This is a genomic window from Puniceibacterium antarcticum, from assembly GCF_002760615.1.
GTDB classification, from domain to species: Bacteria; Pseudomonadota; Alphaproteobacteria; order Rhodobacterales; family Rhodobacteraceae; genus Puniceibacterium; species Puniceibacterium antarcticum.
The window spans coordinates 98,081-114,887 of record NZ_AWWI01000066.1; the positions used below are offsets into that span (position 1 = coordinate 98,081).

Annotated in this window: 21 protein-coding genes and 1 other RNA gene; all 22 read right to left on the reverse strand. The window is 60.5% G+C overall.

The window, feature by feature from the left end; translation table 11 throughout:
* Positions 1-3 precede the first annotated feature (3 nt).
* The 22 genes from P775_RS10570 to P775_RS10670 all read right to left on the reverse strand — a co-directional run bounded on the left by P775_RS10570 (position 4) and on the right by P775_RS10670 (position 16,787).
* Entirely contained in the window at positions 4-378 is a 375-nt protein-coding gene (locus tag P775_RS10570; RefSeq protein WP_099910973.1) for an Acb2/Tad1 domain-containing protein, read from the reverse strand.
* 92 nt (positions 379-470) lie between these two features.
* Positions 471-797 carry a hypothetical protein gene (locus P775_RS10575; protein ID WP_143520866.1) on the reverse strand — a complete coding sequence of 109 codons (327 nt, stop codon included), beginning with the start codon at positions 795-797 and terminating at the stop codon, positions 471-473.
* 84 nt (positions 798-881) lie between these two features.
* The gene (locus P775_RS10580; RefSeq protein WP_099910975.1) at positions 882-1,364 is read right to left on the reverse strand and encodes a hypothetical protein; all 483 of its coding nucleotides are present in this window, start codon (positions 1,362-1,364) and stop codon (positions 882-884) included.
* The gene (locus P775_RS10585; RefSeq protein WP_099910976.1) at positions 1,364-2,323 is read right to left on the reverse strand and encodes a major capsid protein; all 960 of its coding nucleotides are present in this window, start codon (positions 2,321-2,323) and stop codon (positions 1,364-1,366) included. Before P775_RS10585 ends, P775_RS10580 begins: the two co-directional genes overlap by 1 nt.
* A 12-nt stretch (positions 2,324-2,335) precedes the next feature.
* Positions 2,336-2,680: a capsid cement protein gene (locus P775_RS10590; protein ID WP_099910977.1), complete on the reverse strand. Its 345-nt coding sequence runs from the start codon at positions 2,678-2,680 to the stop codon at positions 2,336-2,338.
* Between the two features lie 14 nt (positions 2,681-2,694).
* Positions 2,695-3,834 (reverse strand): hypothetical protein, encoded by a 1,140-nt coding sequence (locus P775_RS10595; protein ID WP_099911012.1) that lies wholly within the window; start codon positions 3,832-3,834, stop codon positions 2,695-2,697.
* A 263-nt stretch (positions 3,835-4,097) separates the two neighbouring features.
* Entirely contained in the window at positions 4,098-4,685 is a 588-nt protein-coding gene (locus tag P775_RS10600; protein WP_099910978.1) for a phage virion morphogenesis protein, read from the reverse strand.
* A gap of 108 nt (positions 4,686-4,793) precedes the next feature.
* Positions 4,794-7,697: a phage portal protein family protein gene (locus P775_RS10605; RefSeq protein WP_099910979.1), complete on the reverse strand. Its 2,904-nt coding sequence runs from the start codon at positions 7,695-7,697 to the stop codon at positions 4,794-4,796.
* Entirely contained in the window at positions 7,694-9,346 is a 1,653-nt protein-coding gene (gene terL / locus P775_RS10610) for a phage terminase large subunit (protein ID WP_099910980.1), read from the reverse strand. The genes P775_RS10605 and terL overlap by 4 nt, the downstream gene beginning before the upstream one ends.
* Positions 9,343-9,840, reverse strand: a complete 498-nt coding sequence (locus P775_RS10615) for a DUF1804 family protein (protein WP_245875628.1) — start codon at positions 9,838-9,840, stop codon at positions 9,343-9,345. The genes terL and P775_RS10615 overlap by 4 nt, the downstream gene beginning before the upstream one ends.
* Positions 9,841-9,952: 112 nt before the next feature.
* A complete protein-coding gene (locus P775_RS10620) occupies positions 9,953-10,990 on the reverse strand; it encodes a peptidoglycan recognition protein family protein (protein WP_099910981.1) in 1,038 nt (345 codons plus the stop codon).
* 83 nt (positions 10,991-11,073) lie between these two features.
* Complete coding sequence (locus tag P775_RS10625) at positions 11,074-11,511, reverse strand: helix-turn-helix domain-containing protein (protein WP_245875629.1); 438 nt, start codon at positions 11,509-11,511, stop codon at positions 11,074-11,076.
* 27 nt (positions 11,512-11,538) lie between these two features.
* Complete coding sequence (locus P775_RS10630; RefSeq protein WP_099910983.1) at positions 11,539-11,961, reverse strand: regulatory protein GemA; 423 nt, start codon at positions 11,959-11,961, stop codon at positions 11,539-11,541.
* Between the two features lie 3 nt (positions 11,962-11,964).
* Entirely contained in the window at positions 11,965-12,639 is a 675-nt protein-coding gene (locus P775_RS28040) for a DUF7168 domain-containing protein (RefSeq protein WP_180287404.1), read from the reverse strand.
* A complete protein-coding gene (locus P775_RS28045; protein WP_180287405.1) occupies positions 12,632-13,408 on the reverse strand; it encodes a hypothetical protein in 777 nt (258 codons plus the stop codon). The genes P775_RS28040 and P775_RS28045 overlap by 8 nt, the downstream gene beginning before the upstream one ends.
* A gap of 8 nt (positions 13,409-13,416) precedes the next feature.
* An RNA gene (locus P775_RS10640) (hammerhead ribozyme type II) lies at positions 13,417-13,484 on the reverse strand.
* Between the two features lie 6 nt (positions 13,485-13,490).
* Complete coding sequence (locus tag P775_RS10645; RefSeq protein ID WP_099910985.1) at positions 13,491-13,766, reverse strand: HU family DNA-binding protein; 276 nt, start codon at positions 13,764-13,766, stop codon at positions 13,491-13,493.
* A gap of 52 nt (positions 13,767-13,818) precedes the next feature.
* Positions 13,819-14,421 (reverse strand): hypothetical protein, encoded by a 603-nt coding sequence (locus tag P775_RS10650; protein ID WP_143520867.1) that lies wholly within the window; start codon positions 14,419-14,421, stop codon positions 13,819-13,821.
* A gap of 8 nt (positions 14,422-14,429) precedes the next feature.
* Positions 14,430-15,059: a DUF3164 family protein gene (locus P775_RS10655; protein WP_099910987.1), complete on the reverse strand. Its 630-nt coding sequence runs from the start codon at positions 15,057-15,059 to the stop codon at positions 14,430-14,432.
* Positions 15,056-15,442, reverse strand: a complete 387-nt coding sequence (locus P775_RS10660; RefSeq protein ID WP_099910988.1) for a helix-turn-helix domain-containing protein — start codon at positions 15,440-15,442, stop codon at positions 15,056-15,058. The genes P775_RS10655 and P775_RS10660 overlap by 4 nt, the downstream gene beginning before the upstream one ends.
* A complete protein-coding gene (locus P775_RS10665) occupies positions 15,430-16,017 on the reverse strand; it encodes a helix-turn-helix domain-containing protein (RefSeq protein WP_099910989.1) in 588 nt (195 codons plus the stop codon). The genes P775_RS10660 and P775_RS10665 overlap by 13 nt, the downstream gene beginning before the upstream one ends.
* The gene (locus tag P775_RS10670; RefSeq protein WP_099910990.1) at positions 16,017-16,787 is read right to left on the reverse strand and encodes an AAA family ATPase; all 771 of its coding nucleotides are present in this window, start codon (positions 16,785-16,787) and stop codon (positions 16,017-16,019) included. Before P775_RS10670 ends, P775_RS10665 begins: the two co-directional genes overlap by 1 nt.
* Between the last annotated feature and the right edge of the window lie 20 nt (positions 16,788-16,807).

A 16,807-nucleotide genomic window follows, 5' to 3' on the forward strand; every position in this document is an offset into this window, starting at 1 on the left:
GGATCAGGCTTCCGGCACAATGATCGCCGCGCCGGGCTTTCCGCTATCAATCCATTCATTCAGCTTCGACGACGCATTCGTCAGAGAAACCGAGACATCCGTGAGCAGCGGATGGGCACCGAGGCTTTCAACCGTGAGCGACGAAAGACTGATCAGGTTCAGACTTTCATCCGGCAGCGCCCTCCTGGTCGTCTGAGAGACAGCGCGGTCGAGCGACAAGAAGCCTTTTTCGATATCCGTGCGGGCGATTTGCAGCCAGCGCTGGTCTGTTTCCGGATAGGTTGCAAGCTCATCCAGAACGTTTATCAGGCGCTTTTCGATCAACGCGTTCAGCTGCGCCTGGGGGATGGGTGTGCCTTTGTTCGGAGTGTCGGTCATCTCAGAGGCTCCTTTGGTGAAGACACCAGGGCAAATGCCGCGCCCTGGTGCTTTGGTCTCTCCGCTTTCGCGGCCTGTTCAAATCCGGCGCATCAGACCTTGTCGGGCGCGCGCGGATCGGGCGTCAGGAACGGCGTGTGCCAGAGGTGCTGCTGCGAGGCGGGCAGATCCATGACGGCGGTCGGCAGGGATGCGAGAACTAAGGCATCGGGGGTGGTGGTCAGGGTCTGGTCCGAGGCGGTGATCGCGATCACCGGGGCAGTCGCAAGTTCCGGGATGACCATCTCCGGCGACATGGTATCGGTCCCGGACATCGAGAAAAGGTCGATGCCTGCCGGTTGGGTGTCATCGCAGGCGGAAAGCATGCCTGCCACTGCAATGGCAGAGACCAGGGTTATTGAGGTGAGCAAACGCTTCATGTGGTTTCCATCAATCTGGGTTTGAAAGCGGGGCGACGGCATTGCCGCACCGCCCGGGGGCCATTGCTGACCTTGGGCTGTGGGTCAGCCCTTCTTGGTTGGCGCTGCACCCCTGCGGGTGGTCTTTGCGCCTTCGCTCGGGGGGGTATTCTGCTCGGGTGTCGGCTCCGGGGCGGCGTCAGGCTTGCGCAGATCGGCCAGCTCGCCCTCAAGCTCTGTGATCCGCGCCTCTGCCTTTTCAGCACGGGCATTTGCAGCCTCGGCCTGTGCCAGCGCTTTGTCCTTTTCGGCGGTCAGCCCGGACATTGCCGTATCGACTGCCGCTGCGACGATGCCATTGGCGATCTTTTCGGCGCGGGCATCCACCAGAGTTTCGAAGGCGACGTCGACCTCGTCACCGATCAGCACTTCGCCTTCGGTGCCGGAAATGGCCCCGGCCTCAAAGAGCTGAGACGCCACCTTCGGGGTGACCCAGACAATTGCCCCTTCCGGCTGCCAGACGCGGTCGATCTTGGCGGGGGCGATCAGGGTGACCTCGAACTTTGCGAGTTTCAGGGGAGTGTCCATCACACTGCCGCCGCCCCGGCATTCTGGAACAGGAACCCGCCCTCGACGCCGACAACATAGGGACGCCGCTCGACCTTAGTCGGGAAGATCCAGCTGTCGTTGGAGCGCTCGTAATACCCGGTCTCAACCATCGGATAGCCGCGCAGCTCGTATGTGTAGCCATAGGCCGGGACCATGAAGTTGTCGCCGGTCATGGGGGTGTAGGACAGGATTGCATCATCCCCCCAGACATCCGTGGCCATGGCGGTGTCGTCAGCGGACTCGGGCAGGTAGACGGCTTTGCCGACCACCACCTTAGCCACGTCGAAATACGTCGCGAGCATATCAACCGTGATCGAGTCTTTGGACGTATACTTGAACTGCTCCTTGACCGCCGGATGACGCTTCAAGGAATTGAATGCTGTCGGGCCAAGCGTCAGGGTGTTGGCGTAACGCCCGATCGAGCGACGGACTGCCTCGTTGCCTGCCTGCACATCAGCCGCCGGGTCGCTGGTGGGATCACTCCAGCGATCACCGCCGGTCAGGGCCAGCTTGTGGTTGCCGTCATAGCTGGCAGCATTGCGCGCCAGGTCAGCACATTCCTTTTCAAGGCCGAGGTCGAGGACGTCCATCACCATGCCGACGGCACCGGCGCTGAGATCGATGCCCGGAATGCTCTGGGCCTCTTCCTGGTGTTCGATCGGCACCAGCGCTTCCAGAGCGTCCTGGACGAGCGACACCGGATCGGAGGCGTAGCCGTACTGGACGCGCTTCTTGTCAGCCCCCGGCGCGCGGCGGGTGTTGACCATCCGGAAGCTTTCCTTGCCGAAGCGAATAACCCGCATCGAGCGGTTCGGGATCGGCACACGGGGAAACAGGATCTGCCCGATGAATTCAAGATTGCGATACCCCCGGGCATGGGTCGAGAGGATCGGATCGATGACCCCGGCGGTACGCGTATTGAGAACGGTCTGGTTCATGGTCTGGGGTCCTTAGCGGATGAGGATGTCGAGGAAGGCACCGTCCGCCGCAGCGGTCAGCGCAGTGGCAAAGACGTTGGCCGAGGCGGGATCGGCCACAGCCACTTTGACGCCGCCACCGGAGGAGGAGATCAGCTTGGCACCGGCTGTCACGGCACCCGTGGCCTTGATCCGGATGGAGCCCATCACCAGAACGGCAATGTCCTGGCCGATCTCGGTACAGGGGTTGAGGGCAACGCCCAGCACGGGCGTATCGTCCGTGGTGATTTTTGCGCCCGCGTAGCTGATCAGATCACCGGCATCGAAGAGGCTCGTGGCGGTGACTGTGCGGTTGAGGACGTTCTGATAGGTCATCATGGTCTGGGGTCCCTTCAGGAAACGGCGCGCACGGCGGCCAGATAGGCGGTGCCCGGGTGCGCAAGCTGGTAAGCAGCGGCCTTGGCGTGGAGTTCGAGCTGCTCGCCATCGACCTCCTTGCCGTCAGAGGCAAAGCTGGCTGTCGAGCTGCGGGGATCGCCGCCCAGATCCTGACGCCCGAACGACACCGCCTTGGGCTGTTCGGACAGAACCTGACGGATCGCATCGGCGGGGCTGAGCTTTTCGCCACCCTCGGAAAAGGCGACCGAGGCGTCACTGGGCAGCGTGTCGAGGATTGCGACCACCTTGTCTTTGGAGGCGGGCAGCAACTTGCCATCCGCGACCAGGCTGTCCGCGAAAGACACGTTGTCGGTGTGGCGCAGCTTGGCCTCGCGAGCCTTCAGAGCAGCATCGCGCGTGGAGAGATCGGCCTCGCGGGCAGCGAAGTCGGCATTGGGTTTGGGGGGCACGGCAGGGTCCTCTTCGGGGTCGATTGCAGGTACGGGGGGAGTTTTGGGCTTTGGCGGGGCACTGAAGCTCGTGCGGTTGCGGTCCAGCTCCATGTCGTCGAGCCATTCCAGCGAATAGGTGGGCAGGGCCTTGTCGGCGTCTTCCATGCCGAATTTGTCGATGATGAAATCGCGCAAGGAGCGCAGCAGGCTGGCCGTTTCCTGAAACCCACGCTCACCGAAATCCGCGGTGAACGTGGCCGCCTCAGTCGTGCTGGCCGAGAACTTGACGTTCTTCAGGCCCGACACTGCCGGGGCAGCGCCCCCCAGAAATCCGACATGCTTGGGATACCAGGTGCCGGGCACCGGGTTGTTCTCCTGATCGGGACGGAAGAACGACATCGAGACTTTCTTGTAGCGCCCCGCCCTCACCGCATCCGAGAACTTGGGCTCAATCTCGCCCAGGGTGGCAAACAGACGCCCGTCGGTGGCGTCAAAATCAAAGCCGGTGATCCAGCCAAAGGCAGGTGCATCGGTCGCCGGGTGACCGACGACGATCGGTGCAGGCGCGGTCTCGAAATCGTAGACATCTGCAATCGCCGCCAGATCCGCTGCCGAATAGGTCAAGGCCCCGCCACCCATTGGCGTGAAGGTGCCGGGGCGGAAGACTTCGATACGGGCGGTGGCGGGTGTCTGTTGGGGCATTGGTTCCATCCAGGCTGAGGCGTTGGATGGAAACTGACAGATTTGGAAATGCGACTGGCCCGGACCCATGTCCGGCCAAGCCCGTTTAAGGACAATTATTGCAAATTTATGTCCGCCGCTGGCATCCGCATATCGGATGTTCTGCCAAACCTGTGCTGAGAGCGTTTATAACGGCAACTTAACGGGGGTTCTCGCCTTTTCCGGGGTGAATGGTCCCCCGTGGGGGTGAATTGCACTCAGCGGGCCATTTTTTAGACATGCTGTCAGGTGTCGTTCAGCCAGGCGTCGGCGATCTCGATGATGATGACCTCGTCTTCCTTTGAAACCCCGAGAAACGGTCGGGCCGGGATGGTGATTTCATGGGCTGGGATGGTCACGTCGCTCGCGAAGTTGGATCTCGATTTCTTGCGGAACGTTGGATCGAACGTGTCGGTCTTCTTGTCGTAGCTCTGATAGATCGTTGCCGTGCGCGCAGCTTTCTTGATCGTGCCCCCGAGCTGGTGGATGGCGGCATATTCCTTGGGGGAGCCGATGCGCACCTGATCGTCTGCGACCTCCATCGTGCGTTTGTTGATCGAGGCCATCAAGCCGGTGTTCCGGGTTGCCTGAAGGATCTTGATCGGGGTTTGTTTGCGCCGCTCACGGGCGCGGATCGTTGCGGGCTTCAGCTGCGCCCAGGGCACGCCTTCGGGAGAGCTTTCGGATTCAAAGTTGTCGCGGGTCGAGTTCAGCAGTTGCTCGCCCACGTTTTTGTAAAAGCCGATCGGCTTTTCCATTCGGGCGATCATGTTCTCCAGCTTGGCGCGCAGCTCTGCATTGTCGATCTCAACCGTGATGCTGATGCCGGTCATCTTGATTTCTCCCTCTGTTCAGCGCATGTTTCAGGTGTCAGCAACTCGATGATGACCGGTGATGGTCCAGTGAAGTGTTCTGACGTGCGGGCCGGATCACCTCGGCCCTCAGTCTTTAGGCCTTTTCCACAAGAGTTTGCCTGACCGGCGTTTATCCAGCGCAAGCAAATCCGGATTGCCGTTCTTTTTTGTCGGGTTGAAGGCCGTGATCGCATCCCAGAACCATTGGCCGATCTGATAGACGATCAGCAGGCCGCTGGCGCCATCCGTGCGGATGTAGCGGCGATCGACGATCAGCTCTTCCTGATCGCGGTCCACCTTGTCCGGGCGGCGCGCCACGCCAAGCCAGATTTCATCAGGGTCCATGATGGCTTCGGCCAGCAGCGGCGTCAGTGTCGCGCGTTCGCGCTTGCCAACCTTCCAGTCTCCTCTGGCATTCCTGAACAGCGCGTCAGAAATCGGGATGCGCCCGCCTGCCTTGTCCTCAAAAAGCACCGCCCGCCCGATATCTGCCCCGAACGGCTGCAGGAAGCCACGCACATAGTCTTCCTCGGACAGCCCTTCCTTCATTGGCTTTGAAGTGAAGGGGATGGGCGACGCCAGCAGATCGGCCAGAGGCTGTGGCGTGTCGATTTCGACAGCAAGCTTTGGATGTGTGAGGGACAGCCCGCCCGCCTCTTCGATCAGCGCAGAGGGCACAAGGCCGCGCTCCCACTTGTCGCCGGGCTGATAGTCCCAGCCATAGCCAACGCCCTTCGGCTTCTCTGACGGCAGGCCTGTGACCTTGTCGAGGATTGGTTCCATGATGATCTCGGGTGATCTGTCAGGCCCATCCTTGCCCAGGCGCTTCAGATCGCCTTTGGAAAGTGTGCGAACCCCGCAGCTGCAGGCCCAGTCGTTTGGCGGGAAGTGCGTCTCCCACCAGACATCGTCATGCATCAATATCCGTCCATCCCAGGCAAGGTGCTGAGGGCGCGGATTGAGGGGCGTTCCGTTTTCGCCATGCCGATACTGCCAATAGGGGCGCAGGCGGATCACATCTGGATCGCGCATCTGACGCAGGCGACCGGCCATATGGCTCGTGGCGATGTTGGTGGCAAAGATCGTGCGAATGCGCCAGTCGCGCCCGCCGTTGTAGGACCAGCCGTGTTTTTCGACGATCGCGTCAAAGTCCTTGGCAAAGGCCTTTTCATCCCAGGTGTCGATCGCGCGGGCCACCGCATTCTTGAAATCCTCGACCAGGGCGAGATCCGTGGCACCGGCCACAACGAACTTGCGGTCATGATCGCCGCGCAGGGTGTCCGTCCAGGTCTTCGATGGGGCGATGCGTTTCTGACGCAGGAAGTCGATCTGCTCCAGAAAGGGTTGCGCGCTGACCTCTGTCGCAAAGCCAGCGGCATCTGCATCTTGAAACACCGCCTCGCGGCCTTCCCATGCCGCCAGCTCCATCGCCTGTCCGAGGAGGCGCGCCTGGGCATCGGGCGTCCAGCGCGCGGCCAGCGCCAGCAGGTTGCGCATGGCCTGCGCCGGGTCCGCAATATCAACAGCGGTGCGAATGGCCTTCAGACGGCGGGTAAAGTGACCCTGGCTGAGCGCCATGAGCTGATTGGTGATCTGTGCGACCGGCCCGTTTTCATCCGCCAGGCAGACATGGGTCAGGTCTTTTTTTTTGAGCGGATCGGAGGGATCGGCGAATTGAGGGGCCGGATCTGCTGACGTTTCACTTGGTGCGGACACCTTGAAGCGGGACGCCACCAGCCGATCAATCGTCCCGTCAGACAAACCATCCGTCAGACCGAAAGAGGTGATGTATTCGCGCGCATCGTCATCCTGTTCAAGCCGGGATGCGGTCGCGACAATCTTTGCCAAAGCAGCGTCCCCGGCCATTGCAGCCTCGGCCTTGGCCTTGCGGGTGGTTGCAGCTTCAGTTTCGTTCTCGGTGCGGGTGCGCCAGACGCTCGGCACAGCCGCACCGGGAACGTTGTAATCGACGATCCACGTCAGCAGCTGCTCGCGCAGGCTGTCCGACAGCAGATCCCCGTCGCTGTCGACCAGGTTCTCCAGCATATCGGCATGAGTCTGAGACGCGGCCTTGGAACCGGACGTGCCGATATCGGTGGTCAGTGTTTCGCCGGTGACGCAGATTGAAATCTGCTTGTCCCAATACGTCAGAAATTCCTGATAGCTGACGGAGCCGCTGCGCGCAGCTTCGAGAAACTTTACGTCAGAGCCGAGCGGCATGACGACCGATGACGCCGTGCGGATGTCGTTCAGGGTGTTGATCATCCTGCGCTGCTCAGCCGGGTCATTCGTGTAAGGGCTGTAGGCAATCGCTGTGGGCCCTGCGAACTTTTCGAGGAAATACAGCCAGAATGCGATGTTTTCGCGTTTAAAGAAGACCGGCCAGAACAGGCGCGTCCCGAGGCCGAGGCCATAAGGATTGTTGCCCTTCACGCCATGACGATGCACGATGAACTTGCGATCGGGCAGCTCCTCGCCCAGCATGACGTTTGTGTGGGTCAGCAGGCGCGGACGCCAATCGTGCCCAAAGACGAACCGGCGCTGATCATGGGCCACAACGTCGATGGGCATGATCCGGTTGCCCTCCCGTCCCCAGACCACCTCACAGATCGCAAAGCCCTTCAACGTCGCATCGAGCAGATCCTCGCAGATCCGATCAAACGGCAAAGCCTTCAGGCAGTCGCGCACCACCTCTGCCGCTTCGACATCCCGAGGCGCGTCCGAGGCCGGGTTCACTTCCCATTCCCGGGCCAGCAAGGTCTTCTTTCTTTTCTGCAGCATGGCAAAGGCATGAGTGTCGCGCTCGATCTCATCATAAAGCTTGAGGCCCTTGCCCCCGCCACGCTGCAGCAATGTGTCATCGAGCGGCTGCAGAACCGTGCTGAAGTATGGAATCGTGATGTCGTTCCGGGCGGTCGCGACAAGAGTGCCGGACTGTGCCGACAGGTTCTTGCGTTTGGATTTCCCCAGTTTGTCGTTCGTGACCTTCATAGCCTGTAGTCTCCCAATCTGCCGGAGCTGCCCGACTGCGATGTCATGATCCCGCCACCGCCACCCGCGACCCCGCCGGAATAGTGCAGAGCGTTCTGCCAGAGCATGTCGAGGCAATCCGGCCCGTCATCATGATCGGCATTCGGCCACTGCTGGAGCTGATCGATCAGCGTTGTATGGCCCATGTTGAACCGGATAAGCCCGGCCGCGACGGGCGGCTGCAGGCGCTCGATGCGCAGGTCCTTGTCCGTGTGCGGAATGATCGGGATGGCGGATATCCCGACGCCCTGCTTTGAAGCTTCGGTCATCAGAGTGGTTCGCAGAAATTCCTGAAACTGTACCGCCTCGATGAACCAGAGCATGCAGCGATATTCGCGCTGCATGGCAATCGTGTCCGACACGATGATGTCTGGCAGGCGGCGGCGGATCGACGCCTCGATGATATCGAGCCGCCCGGTCATCCGATCATACCCTCCTACCAGGATGGCTGAAGGATCGCGGCCCTTGCCCGCCTTGCCAAGCGACGGGTCAACCGCGCCGAAAAAGACCAGATCCGGCTTGCGCGCAGACCAATAGATCAGTTTGGTAAACGGGTTGCCGTCAGACAGAGGCTTGTTCTGGTATTCGCTCTGGAAGGCATCATGCGAGGCCGCACGTTCCAGCATGAGGAACAGCAGCGGCTGCACCGCAGGCCAGTTAACGACTGCCCCTGCATCCATCTGGTCGCGGCGCTTTGCATAAAAGGCGCGGGCCGCGTCTTCACCTTCGTTCTGATAGACCTCTTCGAACAGATCCCAGAGGTCCATCCGATCGGGCCAGCTGACGATCGCCTGAAACTCGGTGACCTTCCAGACAGGCGACTTTGCTGCGCGGACCAGAACGGCATCAAAGTGCAGCACGGTTCCGACCCAGATCACATCCATCGAGCCATCCGGCGGCCCGACCTTGAGCGCCGCACGGGCAATCCAGCTTTCGAGCTTCTTGCGCTGGTCGGGAGAGCGCACGTTCTCGTCGTTTTCGAGATCGTCAAAGAACATCAGGTCGGGGCGAAACGGACCATGACGGCGGCCCCGGATCTTCTTTGCCGCACCAAGGCCCTCTATGCGGATGCCGTTGCGGGTGACGATCTCACCCTCCCGCCAGATCCGCCCGGCCCCGCAGGCGTTCTCAAAATCGTATTTCAGGCGGGCATTGCTGGTCAGCTCGGCTTTGAGGGCTTCAACCAGGAGCGCTGCCTGCTCATAGACGTCGCAGACCTCAAGAATATACTTTTTGCGGCCAGTGACGATGCAGTAGAGCGCAAACCCGAGGGACAGGTGGGTCGATTTCGAGGAGCCACGCGGCGCAATGAACAGATCCCTGACGCCTCGGGCACTCGCAAGGATCTCGGGGACGCGGGCAAAGATGTGCTTGTGAAAAAGGCTGTGTTCGCCTTTGACGTAATGGGGCAGATAGGTCTCCATGAAGAACTGGAAGCCAGTATCCGGATCAGCGACGGATTTCTGACGCACCGCCCGTGCCGCCGCATCGGCGGGAAAGGCGGAAACTGACAGATCGATCCAGCGGGCAAAGCCTTCGGCCATCTCCGCAAGTGACTCGCGAAAATCCTTGGCGCTGATCGCGGCCTTGAGGCGCGGCGGCTTGCTCATGTGGCGTAAAGCTCCGTGAGGCGATCGCCAAACGGCTCGATGATCTCAATGATGGCGGATGCGTGCTGGGGGTAGTTCTCTTGGACGAAGCGCAGCAGCTCCTGAAGGACGTGTTGCGCAACGCCGAGTTCGGAGACTTTCGGTGCTAGCTTTCCGGCGGCAGAGGTCATCTTGGTCATGGCATCGGCCAAAGAGACCAGGTGCTTGACCTTCAGCTCCGTTGTGCCTTCTCCGCCCTTGATGTCTTCCAGCAGCGTCTGGGCCATCATCATGAAGTCTTCGACCACCGAGGAGACCACCGTTTCGATCCCTTCCCCTGCTATGATCGAGGCAGAGCGCGCGATGTCCCAGTTGTCGCCATCCTGCAGGGCCTTTTTCTTCCAGCGCGCAAAGGTCGCGACGTGGACGCCATGCGCCAAGGCAATGGTGGTGCCATTCATGCGGCGGTAAACATAGTCCGAGCGGGCCTTGCGGCGCTTTTCGTCACGGGTCAATGCGAGGTCCTTTACGCAATGTTTCCCCCGCCCGGTGCATGGCGGGGCGGAGGAAACTGGAAACGAGCCGGTGAGGATTGATCAAAGCACGCGGCCTCTTCAAGCTGTGAGCTTACAGCGTTTTTCCGGAGCGGTGATCCTGGACGCGGGCACTGCCGGAGCGCCAGGACTGCCAGGCGACGAAGAGACCGACCGCGATGGTGCCGCCGCCGACCAGTGGGCCATGGGTGCTGAGGATACCCGCGAGCGGTCCTGCGATCGCATTGACCTCATCCACCTTGCCCGACAGTTCATTGACCAGGGCCAGCACACCGCCGCCCGTCAGGGTCAGGCCCGCGAGGCCGTTTGATACCGAAGCTGTGGCGATGCGGCTGCCATTGCCAGCAAGGGACAGGAGCGAGGCCGCTGTACGTTCCGGCGCCAGCGCGCGGACGGCTTGCGCGGCAATGGCCTCGGCAGTGACAGGTCCAACCTTGCCGTCAGTGACAAGGTCATGATCCGCCTGAAGCGCCATCACGGCATCGCGCAGCAGCTTGCCAAAAATGCCGTCAATTGCGCCGGGCTGATAGCCCAGTTCCTTCAGCTCCTGCTGCAACACGCGGACTTTTGGTCCACGGTCGCCAAATTTGACGAGCCCAATCGGAACGTCAGGGGTGCCGATACCAGTGCCAGCAGCTGCTTCGGTGGTGTTCACCCAACCCATGGGTCGCATAGGCATTGGCATTCGCCCTTTCATATCAAGACCAAGGACGTTGCGATAATCGAAAACCGGGCATGTCTTGTTTGCGACTTCGCAATGACCATGAAAGGTGACGTTGCCCTGGTAGGCGCGGTTGATCTGATCGCAAAGGTCACGCAGAGCGTCAAACTGCTCTTGGGTGAATTTGTCCACGGCAAGACCATGCAGGCAGATCGCGATGGTGCGGGTGTTGTTTCCGCCCTGGGCGGCGGGGACCTTTTCAAGGTCGCGCCCATCTTCGACAAGGGCGGATTTTCGGATGAAGAGATGGTAGCCGATGCCGCTCCATCCGCGCTCACGGTGCAAGCGGTCCATCGTGGCCGCGTTGTCGTGTTCGGGATTATCCGATGCCGAGCAATGGATGAAGACGCGGCTCACGGGGCGGTTTGGCTTGGTGAAAATGAAGGACATCGGGTTTCCTCGGTTCAGAGTTGACTCTGTTCGAGGTTTGCCTGAAGCGGCGCAGCAACTGGACCGGACCTATGTCCGGCCCGTCAATCCTCAAAGAAATTGAGGTTGAGCTGGCGCTTGTCGGTGCGGACTTTCCGATTGGCCACGCGGCGGACATGCCGCCCTGATATGCCAAGGCGTTCGGCAATTTCATTGCGAGTGAGGCCGTCGGCCTCCAACTCAGCAATCTGACGTTTAACGGACTGACCGCGCGCATGCGGAATGTAGATTTCGGTGCTTCCCAGAAACTGGCAGAATGCGCGAGCCTGCTCCTCCCCAAGGGCTGCTATGATCTTGTGGCCGGGCTTGGGAACTTTCGGAAATCGCCTTTGCTGTCCGCCGAAATGCGCCATCAGCTTCAACGCCACGGGCATTCCGAAGATCTCTGCCACGTCGACCAGCGACGGTGGGATATCATCAATGCGGACAGGAAGGTTCTCAGACATCACAGATGTCCTGCCGATCAAGGAGATCAGCGCCATGCAAACCGTGATGGAAGGGCCAGCTGCTCACTTGCGGGCCTTTCCACGACGTTCCATGGCCTTCAACGCCTCTATCACCGGGGTGGCCTCGGCGTAGCTGAGAAGATCCGGATCGATAGTGATCGTGGTGTCGCCCGGGGCAACGATGCCCTGGCAAAAGGCCCGCAGGGCGGTGCGTGATCCGTCCTGGATGACATCAAGCTTTTTGCAGGAACTCCACAGCGCCCAGATTAAGCGCACGTAGGGCCGGGTGGAGGCTGGCAGGCGCTTGCCCCCGGCCTTCACCCGAAACCCCAGACGTTTCAGCTCCTTGATCACTTCGTCCTTCTGTCCGCCCGACATGACGCGCAGAGAAGCCTTCCCGGTCACACGGCAGAGCATCGCGCGGTAGTCATCCTCCTCCAGACCGAGCTGAGCTTTGGCGATGTTGATGATGGCATTGTGGTTCATGGTTCAGTCCGAACCGATGCGGGACACAGGGCGACCGGCGTTGACACCCCGCGAAATGTTCACACGACTGCCAGCCGCGTATCCCGCTGCAGCAGCGCTGCCGAAACGCATCTTCTTGCTCGACGTCGCGGAGGATGTCGTTCCCGGCATGCGTATTTGCAGGACCTCCTTTGCCTTTTCAAAGGCTTCATCCGATACAGAGGCCGCGAACATCTCCAAAAGGCGCTGACGCAGGCGAAACACCAAAGCTGCGGTAAAGTCGTGCGCCGCCGCGCGTCGCGTCCCGACAGTACGGCGCCGCTTGTACTCGCGAGATGCCTTGAAGGTCAGGATTTCCCGATCGATGCTCCGATTCAGAACCTCAACCAGATAGCAGGCGATCTCCGGCCCTGGCGCATGCCCGATGAAGGTCACGACCGGGTCCCAACTGGTGTCCAATACAGGCGCAGAGTTGGTGCATCGGCCAATCGTGCCCCAAAGGGGATCTCGGGGTGAATGACCTTTGGTCCGGATAGGGGCTGCCTGCTCGTCGAACTCGACATCCTCTTGCGAGACGCCGTGCTCAAGCATCAGCTGCGCCGCCTTTTGGGCCGCTGCCAGTGCCTCGGCCTCCGAAGCCCCGACATTGCCAGCCTTGCTCAACAGCGCGGCAATCTTCTTGCGAATATCCTCACCCATGAGTGCACCGCGCGCAAAGGCCGTCGCTGTCTGCACAGGGCTTGAACTGCCGGTCGCACAGACGGCATGATTCGGTATCGCCATCCGAACGTCTGCGTTGCTTGTTGGCCCATTTTCCGCGCAGTGACGGAAACTTGAAGCCCATATCGGCGGCGACATCCTTGACGGTTTCCCCGGCGCGTATCCGCAAAAATGCCGTTTCAAGATCAGGTTCACCGGAAACAGCCGGCAAATTGGTCTGGACGTCTTCGATCGTTGCCGGTGTGTTGTCTGCGATGTGTTTGGCCCACTTGCTCTTGAGCAGGTGAAGGGGGACGCGCAGATCATCTGCGACAGCGCCGATTTTTTCGCCCTGGTCGATCCGCTCAAATGCCAGATCGAAATCAACATGGCTGCTTGACGCGACAGGCCCTGCTGGTTCGTCCTGGACCGGCGTCGGCTGGACTGCCTGAGCCACCGATCCGTGCAGTTCGGCGCGGGTCATGGCGTGATCATGCGGCGCTTCTGTGGGTTGGGATGCGGGCTCTGCATATTCATCCCACATCGGCTTCGAAATGGGCCGGTACGGGTCATGTGAGTAGCGTACACCTCCTATTCTTACGTTGCGCACCAGTTTGAAAGGGGGCGTTTCCGCGTCGCCATGTTCCACGAGGATGCCGCAAATCCGATCGGCATGGATGCGATCGACAAACGTGGCGATTACAGTGGGAATATTCTCGACGAGGTCGACGGTTCCGTCGGCTCGATCGCGCAGTTCGTATCCAGTCATGACTTTGTCTCCAGCTGCTCATCAGGACGGGGCCACAACACCCCGCCGACCGGCCCTGCTGGGGCCGGTTTCGCGTCAAGTGTCAGGATTTCTTGACGGCCTTGCTGGCCCGGAAAACCATGGTGCGGCTCTCGGGGATCTGGATCGTCTCACCGGTCGAAGGGTTGCGGCCCTGGCGGGCCTTACGTGTGCGCGCTTCGAACTGACCAAAGCTGGCAAGGGCAACCTTTTCACCGTCGTCGGTGTAGGACTGGATGCGTGACAGGACGGCGTCGACCACTTCCGCCGTCTTGGTTTTGGGAAGACCGACATCTTGCGAGATGGTTTCGATCAGGATGGCTTTGGTTATTTTGCTCATGATATCCTCCGAGCGTTGATGTGCCTCGCACAATGCGGGGCATCGGGTAATGTCAGGATGGCAGGCGCAGCAGGCCGCGCGCTTCCAGAGACTTGGCGGTTTCCAGCCAGGTCTGACGATCGTCGTGCCACGTGGTGACAGCGGGCAGTTCACGGATCATCTGAACGGCGCGCTCGGCCAGATCGGTGTTCTCCGGATAGGTTGTCCGGATAGGAACGCCGAAAAAGACATGCATTTCGGCCTCCAGCGCCGCCCAGTCCGCCAGCAAAAGACCCTCTTCTAGGGAGGCGCTTTCAACGCCCCAGAAGACGGCGATCTGCTCGTCGAGTTCAATTTTCGCGCGTCGGATGGCATAGTCGATGGTCTCTGCCGCGCCGGGTGTCATCGGAGCTTTCAGCAGATGAACGGCGGGAGATGTGATGTCGCCCAGGAACACCTCATGCGCGTCATGCAAAAGGCCCCATGCTTCCAGATCCGGCGGGCAAAGCCGCGAGACAATCACGGAATGTGCCGCAACCGACCAAGTCCCTGGAGTGCGTCCATTGAACCGATTGATCTTGGACAACCCGTCCGCGATCACGGTGGCCACCACGTCGCCTGACGTCAACGCCATGAGGTCGACGGTGCCCTGCATTGTGTGAAACGGAATACCCATATCCTGGCTCACAGCTTTGCAATGTCGAGCGGCACACCGACCATCTTGTCGGTGCCGGGCTCACGCTTGTAGAAGCGCACATAGGTGGCACTGCCTTTGACGATCACCGCGTTGCCGATCGCATCCATCGCCTGCTTCCAGCGCGCATCGGGATTGCCCTTCTCGTCCTTCATGTCGAGTTGACGCAGACCCAACACGCGAGCCGTGTCGATGTTGCCTTTCTCGACCTGGAAGGCATGATTGATCAGAGCGCGCACATTGTCGTTGCTGCCTTCAGACCAGGACTCGATGCATTCGTCGATCAACGCCTTGGCTGCACCCAGCTCGGGGCCGAAGCCGGTGGTTTTGTTGACCGCAACCTTCACCTCGATCGAACCGTCATAGCTGCGGAAGCTGATGTTGCCGCCAGCACCGCCCACTTTCGCTCCGTATTGATCGAAAATCAGTTGCTGAGCGGCCAGCGTCTCCTCAAACGCGGTTTTCTTGAACTGGCGGATGACCTGCTGCACACTTTCCGCCCCTGCCATCAGGCGACGGGACAGTTCGTCTTTCATCTTGTCTTCGGGCTTTACCCGATCGCTGGGGACGCGGTGGCCCTGGGAGTTTTCCCACCAGCTCTGTTCTTTGAGATCGTTCATTGGTCTTTTCCTTTCGGGGTTTCAGGAACTTGAGGTTTCGGGTTCTGGCTGCAGCTCTGGCAGGCGCGCCAATGGCGCATGCGCTCGGCACTGCCGGGTCGCTCAGACGCGGCGTGTCGGGCGCAAATGATGCGGGGAAGGCCGGTGTGCAGATGCGGGCAAAACACCTGATCCTTGTACTTGGACAGGATGATGCCGGCGTACTTCACCTGAACCTTGTCAAGCCGCGCGGGATAGGTCCCGCTGATCAGCATCGACAGTGACGGGCGGCTCATGCCGATTTCTTCCGCCACCTGCGTTATGGTGCGGCCCTGCGCGACCTGCGCCTTCAAAAGGGCAAGCCATTCGGGATCTTCCAGCATCAATCCGGTCAGTCCTGACATGGCACGTCCTCCTCAAGATTGAAGTCGTGCAGCATGCCCGTCCTGGCGACGTGGACCGGAGCGATCGGGCCGGTATCCTTGACTAGGCGATAGCGCTTGAACCCTGGGCTGGTTTTGGCAACGCCCGGTGTACGCCGGGCGGAAACAACAACATACCCGGCCCGCTGCAGAATGCCGAGAAAGCGCGACAGATTACTGACATGGCTGCCAATGCCATCATCCGCATCGCTGATCAGATCGGCCATGGTGAACGTGCGCCGCACCCGCATGCCGCGCCAGGCGCGAGTACGAAACGTATCGCGGCGTTTGCGCGCCACCTTGTTCGGGCCGTTTGGTCCGGAGGTGATAAGGATGTTCTGTGTGAGCGCCTCTCGCCCTTTCAGGCTGAGCACATACTCTCCCAGTTTGGACCGCGTCAGATATCCATGGCCGATCAGGATCGCTGCGGTATTCGAGACGGACCTTGCGGATGTGTTCAGGGACTCGGCAAGCTCTGCTGTCTGATGGGACGCACCGTCAGAAAACTGACGCAGCAAGAGTGTGGCCTTACTGACTTGTGGGGCAGCGTCCGACATTATGCGGCCTCCGGAACAACGATTGCATTACCCGAATTTCGGTCGCTCATGATGACCTGACCCTGCATGTCGGCCAGCGTGACACCCTCAGCGCCGCACTCGGACCGCAAGCCGAAGCGCTCGATATGGGCGATGGCCTCAAGGATCTCGCGGTTGAAGCCCCGGCTGACCTTGCAGACAAACCGTGCGAGATCATCAGCCACCGGCACTTCGCACCGACCGGAAATCAGCGCCTTGGTGTCCTCGATGTTCGCAGGCATGAACCGCACCTTGCGCGGGGCGCGGCTTTCGATCTGGGGGAACCGGCGTAGGTTGTCGCGCAACCGCCCCATGCCGACCAGGATCACCGGGATTTCATGACGATCCGAAAACCCGCGCAGGGTCTCCATGATTTCCTTGCGGCTGGACACCAGATCGCATTCGTCGATCACGATGCCGAACTGCTTCCCGGCAATCTCATTCTCGCTGATCCGTTCGTTCAGCGCTTCCTTGACTTGCAAATGGCGATCGTACTTGGTCCGGTGCGGGTCCTTGATAGACAACTCGTTGAGCAGTTCCTTGATCAGGAAGCTGTAATTCCAGCCTTCATCAGCCCGCAGGTAAATGCTGCCGGTCTGCGCCACCCAGCGCGAGACCATCGTGGTCTTTCCAAGGCCGGGTTCTCCGTCCACCACAACCATGCTGGCTTCGACCGCGCCGCGTTCTTCGACTGCCGACAGTGCGGTCATGAAATTGCGGACGTTACGCGTCTCGACAAATCCGGGTTTCATAGTATGCTCTCCTCAGTTCT